The 14,262-nt window shown below is 52.4% G+C and carries 14 protein-coding genes; 9 read left to right on the top strand and 5 right to left on the bottom strand.

Annotated elements, in window-relative coordinates; genetic code table 11:
• Window positions 1-76: 76 nt before the first annotated feature.
• From DS906_RS00200 to DS906_RS22350, 4 genes are all read left to right on the top strand, one after another.
• Window positions 77-502, top strand: coding sequence for a hypothetical protein (locus DS906_RS00200; RefSeq protein WP_113788265.1), 426 nt, complete (start codon window positions 77-79; stop codon window positions 500-502).
• The gene (locus DS906_RS00195) at window positions 499-945 is read left to right on the top strand and encodes a hypothetical protein (RefSeq protein ID WP_233494630.1); all 447 of its coding nucleotides are present in this window, start codon (window positions 499-501) and stop codon (window positions 943-945) included. The genes DS906_RS00200 and DS906_RS00195 overlap by 4 nt, the downstream gene beginning before the upstream one ends.
• A 429-nt stretch (window positions 946-1,374) precedes the next feature.
• On the top strand, window positions 1,375-2,061 hold the full coding sequence (locus DS906_RS22355) for a hypothetical protein (protein WP_233494629.1): 687 nt from the start codon (window positions 1,375-1,377) through the stop codon (window positions 2,059-2,061).
• A complete protein-coding gene (locus tag DS906_RS22350) occupies window positions 2,058-2,498 on the top strand; it encodes an SLC13 family permease (RefSeq protein ID WP_233494628.1) in 441 nt (146 codons plus the stop codon). The genes DS906_RS22355 and DS906_RS22350 overlap by 4 nt, the downstream gene beginning before the upstream one ends.
• Window positions 2,499-2,572: 74 nt before the next feature.
• Here the strand turns inward: DS906_RS22350 and DS906_RS22085 are convergent, their stop codons facing one another.
• A complete protein-coding gene (locus DS906_RS22085) occupies window positions 2,573-2,710 on the bottom strand; it encodes a hypothetical protein (RefSeq protein ID WP_158541246.1) in 138 nt (45 codons plus the stop codon).
• A gap of 350 nt (window positions 2,711-3,060) precedes the next feature.
• On the opposite strand from DS906_RS22085, the gene DS906_RS00185 reads away from it, so the two are divergent.
• Entirely contained in the window at window positions 3,061-3,300 is a 240-nt protein-coding gene (locus DS906_RS00185) for a hypothetical protein (protein WP_113788264.1), read from the top strand.
• Window positions 3,301-3,673: 373 nt separating this feature from the next.
• Here DS906_RS00185 and DS906_RS00180 read toward each other — a convergent pair whose 3' ends face one another.
• The 4 genes from DS906_RS00180 to DS906_RS00160 form a co-directional block, all read right to left on the bottom strand.
• Window positions 3,674-6,691: an autotransporter outer membrane beta-barrel domain-containing protein gene (locus tag DS906_RS00180; RefSeq protein ID WP_158541245.1), complete on the bottom strand. Its 3,018-nt coding sequence runs from the start codon at window positions 6,689-6,691 to the stop codon at window positions 3,674-3,676.
• Window positions 6,692-6,834: 143 nt separating this feature from the next.
• Window positions 6,835-9,177: a mechanosensitive ion channel domain-containing protein gene (locus tag DS906_RS00175; protein ID WP_113788262.1), complete on the bottom strand. Its 2,343-nt coding sequence runs from the start codon at window positions 9,175-9,177 to the stop codon at window positions 6,835-6,837.
• 778 nt (window positions 9,178-9,955) lie between these two features.
• Window positions 9,956-10,729, bottom strand: coding sequence for a hypothetical protein (locus tag DS906_RS00165; protein ID WP_113788260.1), 774 nt, complete (start codon window positions 10,727-10,729; stop codon window positions 9,956-9,958).
• 78 nt (window positions 10,730-10,807) lie between these two features.
• The gene (locus DS906_RS00160) at window positions 10,808-11,320 is read right to left on the bottom strand and encodes a DUF805 domain-containing protein (RefSeq protein WP_113788259.1); all 513 of its coding nucleotides are present in this window, start codon (window positions 11,318-11,320) and stop codon (window positions 10,808-10,810) included.
• A gap of 204 nt (window positions 11,321-11,524) precedes the next feature.
• Here DS906_RS00160 and DS906_RS00155 point away from each other — a divergent pair, with 204 nt between their 5' ends.
• The 4 genes from DS906_RS00155 to DS906_RS00140 all read left to right on the top strand — a co-directional run bounded on the left by DS906_RS00155 (window position 11,525) and on the right by DS906_RS00140 (window position 13,933).
• Window positions 11,525-12,292, top strand: coding sequence for a DUF1835 domain-containing protein (locus tag DS906_RS00155; RefSeq protein WP_113788258.1), 768 nt, complete (start codon window positions 11,525-11,527; stop codon window positions 12,290-12,292).
• A 90-nt stretch (window positions 12,293-12,382) separates the two neighbouring features.
• Window positions 12,383-12,847 (top strand): hypothetical protein, encoded by a 465-nt coding sequence (locus DS906_RS00150; RefSeq protein ID WP_073253581.1) that lies wholly within the window; start codon window positions 12,383-12,385, stop codon window positions 12,845-12,847.
• Window positions 12,848-12,912: 65 nt separating this feature from the next.
• On the top strand, window positions 12,913-13,113 hold the full coding sequence (locus DS906_RS00145; RefSeq protein WP_073253578.1) for a DUF3955 domain-containing protein: 201 nt from the start codon (window positions 12,913-12,915) through the stop codon (window positions 13,111-13,113).
• Window positions 13,114-13,180: 67 nt separating this feature from the next.
• The gene (locus tag DS906_RS00140) at window positions 13,181-13,933 is read left to right on the top strand and encodes a hypothetical protein (RefSeq protein WP_113788257.1); all 753 of its coding nucleotides are present in this window, start codon (window positions 13,181-13,183) and stop codon (window positions 13,931-13,933) included.
• Window positions 13,934-14,262 lie beyond the last annotated feature (329 nt).

Raw genomic sequence — 14,262 nt, 5'->3', positions numbered from 1 at the left:
TGTGTGCGTCCAGAACTTCGTTTTGCCCGGTGCGTACTGGTCAAGAGCTGACCGTCAATAAAAGAGGAGAATAAAGATGTCTGAAAACAAAGCACTGGGTACTCGCCCACCTGAATTCGAACGCTTTCTCTATGCACCTGTCGGCGAAGACCGGAACGGATATGTCGTGACGGTTCTCTCGGCGCTTGCACGTCTTGGCCTCGATCCCTGGAACGAAACCGCCGAACTCGTGAAGTTGCGGCGGGAAGAAGCCTGCGCGCGGCTTGAGATCCTCCTTTCGAAATTCAGGGACGTTCCCGAGCTAAAGGAGGACCACAATGCCGTCGCGCAGGAATTGAGCCTGTTGCTTCCGGAAAGCCCACGAGTAACTCCTCTGACGCGGGTGAGCTCGACAGTTGCCAATGGTCGCTTGGTGTCCAGCGGTGCAATCTGGACGATACTCGCGATCGTCTTCGTCCTGATACAAATGCTGTTCATCAATTCGCCAGGATCAGACGAATGACCTCTGCCCATCAAGCGCCCGTGGACCACCGGCGATCGATTGTGAAACCTGAGGTCACGTCGGCGATCGAAGACGCGTTCCTTTGGAGCCTTGAGGAGAGGTTCTGGACTAGTGGTCTAGATAGCGCGCGCGCGACGACTGCACAGAACGCCGTCATGATCTTTCCCTTTCCGCCCGGCATCCTTCAAGGCGAACAGGTCTGGGACCACTTGCAACGGAATACAGGCTGGCGATCTGTTGTGATGACCGACCGCAATACGACGCTTCGCGGCAGCATTGCAATGCTCGCGTATCGCGCTTCGGCCGAGAAGGCCGGCGTGCCGATCTATGAGGCACTCTGCGCGTCCACATATTTGCAAGATGAGGACAATTGGCTTCGGATTTCGCACCAGCAAACACCCGTGATCCCGACTGAGTTGCTCACCAAATTCGTTTGGTCCTGATCCGTCCAATCCGCGGGCTGAAACAAGGTTTGCAGATCGGCGGCAGTTGATAGAGATGAAGAAAATAACTGCTGGTATGACCTGTGCAGGTTTTAAATGCCTTGTCATGTTCGAGCACCGGCGCAGTGCAATCTGTGGGCGTCGATCTCGCAGGTTTCGGGCATGTCCTCCTCCTTTCCTGAAGGAGTGTGTTTGCATCGGGTCCAAAGCACCAGCTACTGCGCATTGTGAAAGGAAAAACCACTATGTTGATACTCGATTTCCTTTCGGTCTTTCTGATAGCTGCCCAAATATTGGCTTTGTACCTAATCGCCTCAGATTTGATGATGAACAACACGCCGGTCGTCATTGTCTTAATCCCGGTGGACATTCGATTGGCGCGAAGCCTCATTTTTTGCCGCAACACGCCTGCTGATCCCGCTATCATACATGGCGGTTCTTGGAGGAACTTGCACACTTATCGGGACTACAACCAATTTGCTGGTTGATGGTGTGCCGCAGGCATCGGGAATCGAGCCCCTTTCAATTTTCGAAATTATTCCGGTCGGTTTGGTTGCGGCAGCCACGGGCGGTTTGGCATTGCTCATGCTCGGGCCTTTTCTTTTGCCCGATCGCGGGGATATTGCACGACTGGGCGCAGACAATGAAACAGCCTTCTTCACAGAGCTTCGTCCGTGGGAGGATTATCTGGGCGTGGGTCAGCGCATGGGCGGAATTTTTGACCTGAACCGGCGAGGCATGGAGATCATTGGTGTCCGGTCGCGATCCGAGGTAAAGCGCGATCGCCTGAATGAGCACGTTCTCGAGCCAAGTGACAAGATCATTGCCAAGGTGACGACATCGGAACTCCTCACCCTCCGTAGGATCGAAAGTAGCGAAGTTAGTTTGCGTCAAGGACCAGTCCCCGAGACCGTCACCGACGTGATAGTCGCTGAGGCTATCGTTACCCTTTCCCGTCGAAGTCGTGGTGTGCGAATTGCCCAGCTCGCTATGGCATGCGCGTCATTGGCGCCCACCGGCACGGGGAAACAATTGGACCTGACTTGTCAACGGCACTCCTGCGTCCGGCTGATACGCTGCTTTTGGAGGGAACACTTGAAGGCTTTGCGCAGATGACCGAGGCGGGCGATCTCGCAGCGATCACGGATGCCGGAGGCCGCGCTTTCCGCCGCGAGAAAGCGCCGCTCGCTCTCCTAGCGCGGTGTGTGGTCGTGGTCCTTGCAGCCGCTAGGATAGCCGAGGTCAGTGTGCTTGCTCTCATCGCCGTTGCGACCATCCTCGTATTGCGGTGCATCGACAGCAACGAGGCCTGGAGTTCCATCGACGCAGGTGTTCCTGTCCTGATCTTCTCAATGTTGATTGTGGGGATAGGTCTTCAAAACTCTGGGACCGTTGGCCTGATCGTCAAAAGCGTAACCCCGGCACTAGACGGAATGCCTCCAATTGTAACGCTTGCTGCTGTCGACCTATTGTCCTCGGTGCTGACCGAAGCAGTCACCAATAACGCAGTGGCCGTCGTGGTGACCCTGTTCGCAATCGGCCTTGCCGAATAGCACGGCATTGACCTGCGGCCCTTTGTTGTTGCGGTGATACTTGGGGCGAGTACAAACTTTGCTACGCCTGTTGGCTACCAGACTAATAACTTGGTATAGTGTTTCAATGCCGTCGCCTTTTTGGGGCCTTCAGGCGCTTTGTCCCAGGCGGCCTTGACGGAGGCCATGTGCTTGACGGTGTGGTTTTCCTGACTCTGGTCTTCATCATTCATTGGAATGTCCTTTCCTGGACGGTCCGAGAATAAGAAGCACGAGACTCATACAGCTCTTTTGGGGAGCTCCATGTTCCCCGCGCCCCTCTGATACTCAAAAAAAATGCCAACCAAATACACAGCGGACACATGTTACCTAACGGGTTTCAGAGCACCTTCGTACTGACGCAGGTTAGCCCGCTTTAGCCAGATAAAAGATCCGCGCAAGTATCAGAGCGCCCATGAGTGCAATCAGCATCCAATAAATCGGGATCTGCCTCTTCCCTAGGTTCTAGGCTCTGGACCTATTAACGGGTAGCAATTTCAACGGCAGCTTCTACCAGCACCGGACGTTCGTCGAAATCACCGCTATGACCGGGTTGCGGACACAGCCGCCTTTTGATGATGCGGCTTTCGCTTGCGCAGAAAATGTTCGCACTCGCAGCGGTGAGTTTTCGGCGATGCAGCGGATTTCACCAAACCAGCCGTTCATCCGTATCGATCCAGCCGAATTTCAAACCGCCCTTTCGCTGCGGGCGGATTTAACAATCGAGATGCGGGACAAGCCTGCCGCTCGATGCAGCCACATTAATGGCAGCTTTAGAAACTAAAGTTACCTCCTTTTTAGCTCGGCAATCACGATGTTGGCGGTTTGCAGTGCCAGCTCAATTAGTGGAATTTTTTCTGCCCCATTCTGTTTCGTATCAATCGCGGCCCAGATCAACCCGAGCGTAAGATGACACTCTCTAGCGAGTGGTTCATTGGGCTCACCAGGGACGGCCCAAACCGGGCTTTGATGGAATGCCGAAAAGAGCGCACACCAGCCGCAGGTTTCGGATGCGGCATTGGTTGGAATGGGCGCAATGAGACCTACGCTGCAGAACGCACCAAGGTCCGTATTGGAGTGTTTGGTCTTAGGGAAACGTGTTAGCTAACGCTCAAGTGACTGTGTAAAATTGGCCATTTAGGTGCCGCCCATATTGCCTAAAAATTCCAGCTAACTCTAATTCCTCCACCGAACTCTTCGCCATAAGTGTTCACCGTGTATACAAGGCCGGCGGATACGTCCCATGCACTACCGGGTGCGGCCCGAAGACCAAGTCCAACGGACAGTGAATCCGGCCCGCGATGTGTACCAACGAACGATTGGGAAACTCCGGGTGTGGAGGCAAAGGAGGCGTCGATACTATGCGTTCTTTGTGAGGAAGCGAGGAAATCGTGCTCATAGCGCGCAAATCCGATTGGGATAAGCCCGCCGCCAAACTCCGGCCCGGAAAAATTCAACCCGATACTTGCGACGAGGCTTTCTGCTGAAGTATCGTAAATATTTAGAGCTGAAGATGAAGCACCAGTTTCAGTGAAGCCATCCTGACTATAATGGGCGTAGCCCAATCCAAATTCAGGTGCGAAACTAAATGCACCTAATGGTTGCCAACCATTGTATTCGGCACGAACGGCAGCTTCGATTGTGCGGCTGCTATAATTTGCATTGTGCGTATTTGCACCGCTCCCAGTGATGGCTGTGCGTGTGCCATCCGTCTGTGCCCAAGACATACCGGCCATCCCTGTTAGCGACCAGTCGTCAACATCGTAGGCACCGTATGCACCGAGGTGAAATGCGGTGGATGAAAGATCCGACGCAATTGCAGATGTATGTTCGTCCATAGAATATGTACCATAGCCAACATATGCGCCGATCCGCCCTTCCGGCGAACTCCACAGGTCAGCGCCCAAAATAAGCTCTCCCAGATTGTAGTCGAAACCAGCAAGATTACCGTCTGAATCTACATTACCCGCGGAAATTGCAGTATCGATCCAAAAGCGCCGTCCGTCATCCGTGAAGCCTTCAGCTTTGCCATCGGCGACACCCATTCCACGAGCATTCAACAAGACCATGTTTCGGCGCTGATCACTGTGCTCTAAAGCGACAGTCATGTATGATGCGTAAGCCTCAGGGTGCAAAGTTTGAACCTGCAGTAGGTCGGCGTGCGTCAAGGTATTGTTGCTATTCACAACTAGGCTACCATAACTCATGGTGTTTCCCGTGCCAGTGGCAATCAATGGATGGTTCAGCAACCCAATATCCACAAAAGAAATATCCACGCGGTCATCAGCCACCGGATTGTTCACAATGGTATAGACGAGATTTGCGGGTAGATCAGAGCGAGCGGCACTAAGCTGCGTGGCCGTTGCTGTCATCGGGGCCGCGTCAAAACCTTGTACATTGGACGTCAGATCCGGATTATAGTCCGCCCTCGCAACAGTGTAGATACCATTGTTCCCCCCAGCTATGTAATCCGCCGCAACCGCATTCGCATCAATGGCGAAAGGTACGAACAGGACCGTATCGAATCCAGTCAGCGTTGAGGTCGACGAGCCACCCACATTGGCAACAAGCTCCCCTGCGTAAATGGTTGTACCCGGGGTGCAAATGCCGGCAACGCATTCTCCGGCGGGGCTGATGCCAACCCTAACTTGGTTGGTTCCTGCAAACGCGAGGTTCTCTGCATTCAGCACCACCGATCGCAATCCAACAGACACGTTGCCACTGGCTGAGCCCGCCGAAGATGACGAGACCAGATCGATTGTGCTGTTCGTAAACCGTGCAGTTTCAATGCCATCGGCGGCTCCAAAAAAGTCTCCGAAACTGGAATTCGTTAGCAGCGTGCCGCCATCGACGATCAGTCTGTCGATGTTGCGGTAAAAGGCAGCTCGGTCGTAAAACGTACCACCGTTCTCAACGCTGAGGTACTGCCATGCATCCGTTACATCGTCTCTTACCGAATAGCCGGTTGTGTCCAAAGTGCCGCCGTCAATTCTTACCTGGTCGACTTGCAGGCCGCGCCCCAAGTTGTTCACCCCACCGGTATTAGTTATTGTCGTCGTGCCCGCGCCAACTTCCAATATTAAGGCTTGCGGGTTGGCATCGGCACCCAATACGGCCGCTTCGGGGCTTCCAAAGTTCAAAGTATTGTCGCCGCTAAACGATAGGGTGCTGCGTACGCCATTGCGTTGCTCGATGCGCAGTGTACCGCCATCTTCAAGTGAAACCGTACTGTTGTTGAAAACGGGTGCCGTTAGGCGAAGTTCGGAAGATAAGCCATCCACCGTAACAGTGCCGCCATTCACCGTGGATTGTGGCAAGCTGGAGCCAACGTTACTGAGCAGCCCCAAGACGGAATTGTTTTCGATTACCAGGTTTGCCCCTGAGCCAACAGTCAGATTTCCTTCGGTGCGCGGCGTGATTGCCGTTCCATCGAATGTTAGATTGGCGCCATCGTCGACCACCACTGACAAACGGTTCAAGTTCGTTGACTGATTGCCAAGTTGGAGGAGGTTGTCGCCAGTTTCGGCGCGAATCACAGGCGTGCCGCCATCCGGTGCTGCCATGAACAAGTCTGTGCTGTCCTCAAACGTCAGTGAGGCATTGCGCAGCGCCAAAACGCCGCCGCGCCCAACGGCTCCATCCCCTATCAGCAGGTAACTAATTTGACCCGTGTGTGCTCCATCATCGCTTGCGCCATCTCTCAGCGTTACAGCAGTATTTTCAAGGGTAAGCCGGTCAAACTGCAACTCAACGACTGTATTGCTTGGGACGGTATTTTCTGTTGGTATATCATACGCGGTGATTTCTAAGGCTGTTCTCCCGCCGTCAGTTCGCGCAGAGCCGAAATAGGTATTCGCCCAACTGCTATTAAGCCCCCTTGTAAAACTTACGTTGCCGCCAAACCTCAGATGCCCCCCACGCGCAGAATTTGCAATCCAGTCGGAATCAAAAACCAGCCCATCATGCGACCCAATTATTGGATTGATCAAGCGGTTCGCGGGGTTTAGCCCCAATAAAAGACTCGCATCAACAAGTGTTCGGGCGCATCCCAAACTCAAGCCCGGCTCGGACGCGACAGAGCAGTAGCTTTGTGCTGTGGCGGGCACGGTACTTGCGAGGAACAGACCTGTAACTGCCGAAGAACACAGTAAGGCTGCTTTGATTCGACGTTTCATTCTGGGCTCCTCGGAAAAAATGACTTCCAACAATTTAACGTTTGTCGCGGAAAAGCAAGTATTTTGCATGCGCGCTCAAACATGCACTAAAAATGTTACATTTAAACAGTATGCTATGGCTATAGGGGCTACGAGGCCCACTCTTATTCTGTACCTGACCGTTCTTGACCCGGTTTGTCGTGTTTGACTGTAAGATCGCGCAAATTAACATCCCGTTGAGGAAAGGGAATCTCGATACCCGCTTTTGACAGGTCTACATAGATTCGAAACAAAAGGTCGGATTGCGTCGACAGCATGGTGTCGACATCGCGCAGGTAACACCGCAGCTCGAAATCCAGAGAGCTGTCCCCTAACCCGCGAAACAGGACACTGGGCGCGGGATGTTGTACCAAACTGCCCTCATCAGCCGCTGCCGTTTCAAGAATTTCTTTGGTTTTCTCGAGATCGCTTCCGTAGGCGACACCAACTGGGATAATCAAACGCCCCATGCGGGAAGACAGGGTCATATTCTTGACCGCCCCCCCAATCAAATCCTGATTGGGCACAATAACGTCGTGTTTATCGAAAGTTGCAATCTGCGTCGAACGAACTGCAATCTTTTTGACGATGCCAGAATGCCCAGAGACTTCGATCCAATCTCCTTCGGCAATCGGGCGCTCAATAAGCAGAATGATGCCCGAAACAAAATTCGACACAATTGTTTGAAGCCCGAAGCCAATGCCAACCGACAATGCCCCGGCCACCACGGCCAAGTTGGACAAATTCAGCCCGGCAACGGATACGGCAATCAGCGCAGACAAAGTCATCCCGACATAGCCAAGCCCCGTAATCAACGCATTCTGCGCACCAGCGTCCATCTTTGTGCGGGGTAGGACGGTCTCGCGAAGACCACGTTGCATCCAGCGTGTGATGACGACGCCAACAAAGAAAACGAAGACCAGTGAGAAAATGACGCTTAGCGACAAACGCATTCCGCCAACATCTGCCCCCACAGTAAGTATTCGCCAGACTTCTAAAACGTCCGAGGGCCGCGCGCCCCATGTGATCGCCAATACAGGCAGCAAAAGCGTGGCAATCAAAAGACCCACGAAGAATGGTATCAATGGCAGCGTGGTCTCGGACTCGGCGCTGCCTTTGCTGGTCAGAGCGCGGATGCTGCCTGTTAAGATCGAATACAGGAACAGTGCGATGCCCAAATTTGCGGCGGTCATGACCATCGCGTCGGATATCTGCCTTGCAAGGTAAACATAGCCCAGCAGCACGAGCGGAACCGAGATAAGCGCCACGGCGCGTAAAACGAAAACGATAATTTTGTTAAGGCTGGTAAAACCATCAGTAGACGGCAACGCTGTCTGATCGCCCGGCACAGCGACACCAAGCTTACCGGCATGTAAAAGGCCGGCTAAGCGCCATAACAATACAGCGGCGACAACGATGATTGGCGCGGCAACAACCGAGACTGTTTCGGGGCTGCGAAATGAAACCGAACCCAATGTTTCCGAGAACCGTTCGATCCCTTCGACAAAACCCAGCGCCTGGCACAACCGTAAACCCGTTAGCGCCTTTTCATCATCCATCCGAACCAATCGCCTGCTTGGGGCGAAAGGTGAAAACAACGTGTGTCCAAGCCAGTTGGAAAACACGAGTAGGAATAGAATCTGCAATACAAAATGGCCGGCGAAGTCTGCCGCCGACGCCCTAACGCCAAGCACAGGCAAGATGCCTGCAATTGCGACAATCCCGAATAGTGGGACAATAAGGCGTGAAAGGCTCGACATTAAAACCCAAAAGAAACGCAATGCACCAGAACTGCCTTCGAATTTTTTGTCAAAGAAACGCCCAACCAATGAGCGTACATAAAAGATCAAAAACAGACCCAAAGCCCCAAGGAACCCGGCAAGAGATAGGCGTTCCAGGCGGGCGTTCTTGAATTCCTTGCGACCCATTGCTTCGGTCAACTCGTTGCCAGCGCCAGCACCGTAGCTCTCGATCTTACCGATGCCTTTCACAATGGTGCCAGGCCAAAGGACGCTTGGGAAACGTTGAAAAAGCCTATTCCGGTCTTTTTCGCGTATTAGTTGGTCTACTTCGTGGATGAGCAGTTCTACCTGACTAAGGCGGGCTTGCGCTTCGCGGATCGGTTGGCTTGCCTGCTTGAGTTTTTGTGCAAGCGTTTTTCTCTTTTGGGCCAACCCTTCAGTTTCCACGCTCCCATCATCTGGAACTGGTCCCAGTGCTGACAACTGCACCTCGATCACTCTGGCTTCGATGCTCCCGGCGTCAACAATGTCAAACATTTGCTGGCGCAGGTCATCTAAATCCTTGCGCAACACGCTAAGAGCGTCGGCTGATGCGCGTCCGGTTTCCAGCGCTTCTTCGGCGCGCAGGGTCAGAGCATCCTGTGCGTTAGTTACATCAGAGTCTTGCGCCAGAGCAATTGTTGTCGAGGACACAAATAGAAGTATAGCTAATATCAAGCGGCGCATGGTCGTCTCCTCAACAGACTCGAGTTACTCGCACAATCTGGGGAATCGACCATTCCTGTCCAGTCAGAACTTTAATTGTCTTGATTGAGATGTCTATTCGCAATAGTTGCGGCTAGCTTTTCGTGTTGCGCATTACTTTGGGCATACATGACATCCGGCTTTTGGTGGAACACAGATGACAATGGAAGCGAAGATCATTCTTCTTTCCTTGATCTTTCGCTCGTTGAATTTGGAGAAATGTGTCTCTATTCCAAAGCCAGAGACATTAATCGGAACGCAGGACGTTCACTTGCCCGAACCCTTAATCAGTAACTTGCCGATCTAGTGCGAAGGACGGGTCAGGCGCATTGCCCCAAACCGTCCAGCCTTTTACGCAGAGCCTTCGTTTGTCAAAGACGTGATACCGGTGGTCGTTCCGTCGCTATAGGCAATGCACTCCCAGGGTGCTGCATCTGGGCCAACACCAACTGTAACCAAAGTTCCCGCTTCAGAAAACTCAGATGACAAAAGCCGAACTTCGCTATTGCCAGTCGACTGTGCAACCGCATTTAGACAAGCCTGGTCTGCCGGAGTAGGCGACAACGTCGCAGAGCCAGTGTCTTCCACGCACGCTGACAATAGAGTGCCAAAGATCACACAAGACGCCAGTTTAAGTGTTGTGTTCATGTTTATTCCTTTTCTGTGTTTTACGAAGTCATTTTGGTAGAACGTGTTAGATCGGCGACGAAAGCGATGAGACTTGCTAAATTTGAGACAGCGGGCCGCCGAGACATCTTAGTCAATTGCATTGGTTGTATTGGTAGTCTCCGTATTCGATCCAGTTCATGTTGCCATCTTTGAAGACGAGGAACTCGGACCGGTCTTCTCCCAACAATGCGACCACAAAACCTTGTGGCGGCTGTGCATTACCAAAGTAACTGTAGGCCGTCATTGCACGCGTGGTGTCGCCGTTGACTGTCACGATAGCGTCCCATTCGCCATCTGCCTTATCAAGGATCAGGTACTCGATCTGGCGTTTTACTTGGCCACCGCCGCAGTACACCACCCCCTCTGGGGCCTCCATGGTGTTGTTGACTGCTTGGGGTGCAGAACCGCAAGAGGACCGCAGTGATCTAATGACTTTTCCCGACCCTTTAAGGTCAAAAAGCCCATAGCTCACATCTTGATCCGCCATGGATAGATTGAGGATGGCGTTGGCTGCAATCTGATCAAGAATGAACTGGTAGTCAGCTGGGTCTTGGAACACAACTTCGACAGGGTAGTTATCGACAACCCGCAGAGTGGCGTTCCCTTGACCCGCTTGAAAAGATCCAACTTCTGTCGAGCCATTTTTCATAAACCGAATTGAAAGGCTTTGCTTTTTGACGATATCTTCGCTGTCGGCGTACCCAACAGGTGCGAAGCGCAATCGGTCACATTGCAATTCCAGCGTCATGTCGCCTGTCTGAATAAACGCATTTGGGGTCTGGCCACCGCTAAATCCCCATTCAGCAAGTGCAGGTGCAGCGGACACGCAAAACAGTAGACACCCAGAAAGGAAAGTATTCTTCATTCTTAACTCCTAAAAATCCCCGATTTCTGGGGTGATAGCGGTTCTAGAGTGTAAAGGTAAAGGTGATTGATCACCCGTTTACGACTGTGCTCCATAAGCATTCGTGCCTTCTTGTGAAGGTCGAGAAAGCCACCAAATCATCAAGACTGAAAGGCCAAGTTGGATAGCGTACATGGCTATCAAACCTGTTCCGCCAATAAGGGCTGCCGGCTCTCTCAGAGCCTCAGGATTCTCGCTGCCGGACTCGACGACTGAGAAAACAGCGACGCCGGTCAATAGCATTATCATTGTTGCGAGACTGAAGGCCAAAGGCAGAAGAAGATACCATCCAGGACGGCCTGTATCATGTAATCGACGCCACCCTGCGGCAAGCAAGGGAAGCATGATCGCCAGTTGAAAAACCGAGCTCAGCAAGTTCGATCCCTGTCCCGTTTCCGGATCAGTGCCAAAAAGGACCGCACCGAGTATCGCCAGCCCAACGCTGACCAAAATTGCGAACAGCACGAACCACCAATACTCTGATCTACGCGCGCGGCCAGAAAACACCACATACTTGGACAGGCAGGTCTTGACCGATTGCGTGAAACCCATTGCTGAACTCCTACTTCTACTATTGAATTCCCATTCAGTTCTTTGAATAATTTCCGACAACCGGCGGCAACGCAAGTTTTTTTGCAAAGTGAGAACTTTTGACTGGGAAACCGCGAGACAGATGATTTACTTCAAATCGAGCGCTCCCAACGCCAGGACGTGTCGCCTGACAACACAAACCGTCCTCTCAAACCAAAGGTAACAATGTCACACCCTGAATACATTCATCTGGTTTTGGGCGGAAGTGCCGGCGGCTGTGTGCGCGCCGCAGTTGTAACTTACGGCTTGACCGGACGTGTGCATGTGTTCGATGATGATCTGAGCCACGGCCCGTTGAACGACAAGCAAGCTCGAGCAGCATATTTCAGAGCGCTTTACCAAAACTATGGTCAGCTGCCTGAAGATCCGGTTCCTTCATTGGCCGATTTTGATATCCCATCAGTCCATTTAGCGCAGGATCTCTCGCCGGAAGTTTGCATATGGGCGGGCGAAAATGCGTCGGAACGAACGTTCATGGAGATGGCTTGTCATAGCCTGCGCGATTTCAGAGGGCCAGTGACGCGCGTTGGCAAGACGGGTCTAAAGTCACTGCCCTATATCGGCGCACAAACTCCGGCTCTATTGGCGAGCCTTTTTGATCAACGAGACGCGATAGACTCTATGACAAGAGCAGCTCTGTCTTCTGATTTTCTGCATCAGCGAGACAGCGGAGCAACACTGCGCAAATGGGAAGCAGGCAAGATCTTCGATGTTCCCGCTGATTACTATGATAGCCTGCTGTTGGCCTGCTGTTCAAAAGACTGGGTTTCTGCTGCACGTGTTGTCGGAACGGCGATGGGGCGTTGCGATGAAAACAACTTGTTGGGTGATGTGTTTCTGTCCGGCAGGCTTCAGCACCTAATTACTGAGGGTTTGACTGAAGCATCCGGCCCTCAGGCAAGTTTGCGTGACTATGACGTGCGCCTTAGCTAATGTTACAGAACCTTGCAGCAATACGTACCTACAAAGTGGCGAACATTAATTGACTTTTGGGCAACTGAGAACTTGTTTGAAGGACTGCGAATGACAAAGAATAATTTATTGATCGTCGCGGCAGTCATAGTGATTGCAGCTATGTCGTTCTGGGCTGGACTCAATTTTCAGAAGGCACAATATAATGATGTGTGCCTTGATCTTGGCGGGGGGCAAAATCCCGGGCAGCACCCTATTTGCGTCGTTGAACAGCAAAACGCAGCGCTTTGGCTGGGACCGATCAGGATCACTCAAAATGATGTGATCGAACTAGAGATTCAACACGGGGAGGATGGGCAGTCGCAGGTTCGACTTGAGTTGACATCTGAGATCGCAAACCCTCTGGCTGCCTTCACAGAGCAATCAATTGGTAAGAATATGGACATTCGTATTGGTGGCCAATTGGTCAACTCTGTGCAAATTGCCAGCGCGATCCAGGGCACGAGCTTCATCTTGGCATTGTCTGATGGACAGGCCGAAAAACTGAAAACACTGCTCTCTCCGGACTCAAACTGATTCAGAGATACGCCACTTGTTTGGGTGTCTAGCACCCGGTTCTGATCCAAAATGGAAAAATTGTCATGAAATCTAAACTTCGTTCCATCGGCTTTGTGGCTTTTATTCTCGCCGGGCTATCATGGCTGGCCGAGACAGCGTTTTATGGGGATATCGACGCAAACGGTATCCTTCAGGAAAGCTTTTTCCTCCCTCTGACGTTCATTCTGGCTGCATTGGGGATTGTATTGCTATTAGCTTCTCTGCTGGTCAAGTTCCGTCGATGATGGGCCAGTCGGGTCTCGCTGTTTCGCACAACAGCCAAGCTTTGGACAAAGACGTGAAAGGTTTCACATGAAGTCTCTTCGACTACGACTGGCCGTCGGCATCGCAGTCATTTTGGCGGCGGTTTGCGCAAACGCGTCAGGTCACCTCACTGTGGGGGGTGTGCAAGAAGGGCCCGGAGGCGAAATCGAGGCGTTGACCGAAGGCCAGTTCTACATAGACGGCACTGCCTCCAGCGCCAGAGTGTTCACGTTCTCGAACGGAACTCGGTTTCTCTATTTCATTCCTATGATTCACCAAGCCGAGCCAGCGTTTTATGAGGCGGTGGCTGGCGAGGTAAAGCGTCTTAAAGCGCAGGGTAGCGACCTTTTCTATGAGTTCATCGACTTCGAAGCAGCGACCCTCGCAGACAAGCGTAGGATCAGGGCTATGTATGGTCTCATTCCTACACCGGCTTTTTATGCGCAGAATGCATCTGACGACTTTATAGGGCAGGATAACGCGATGTTCTTGGGTTTTCCGGGTGGCAGAGACGTCAACGTCGATCTGTCTCCGGCAGAGTTGGCAGATGCCTATGAGAATTTGGTTGGTCCGCTTGACATCAGTGACGAGAACCTCACCACACCAATTGAGGAGTTCGTCATGCCAGCTGCGGATGTCACGCAACTTACGAGTGTCACAATCGATCAGAGAAACGGGCACTTAGCGAGGGTGATCAATGAAGCACAGAGTAGTGTCATTGTTCTCTACGGCGCGGCCCACGGCGCGGGAACAATGAAAAACCTGCTTGCTCTCGACCCACACTGGCGTCGGGAAAATTGAGTCCAAAGCGACGCAACAACGTGGGATGTTGGGTCTTGGAGCCTATTTTATAACTCTCTTACTGGCATTTTCAGAAGGATGCGCTGCTTCATCAGTTAGAGAGATGAGTGGCTGCAATGGGCCGACAGCGGCTGTTCTGTCAATTTCGACTAAGGTCCGGAAAGTCCGCAGTCTGTGAATTCGACCTCTGATCCTTGCTGCACGCTGCGCGAATGGCTGGTTTTCACGCTGCGCGGGAGCACCCAATTTTACGCTGACGCAGCATTTTCTACGCTGCGAGCGCAGGCAGGGGGAAATCGGACTCACAGAATGGGCTCGGTGCCGTCATC

The organism is Ruegeria sp. A3M17 (assembly GCF_003318255.1).
Taxonomy (GTDB): Bacteria; Pseudomonadota; Alphaproteobacteria; order Rhodobacterales; family Rhodobacteraceae; genus Ruegeria.
This window is presented reverse-complemented; position numbering and strand designations above follow the sequence as displayed.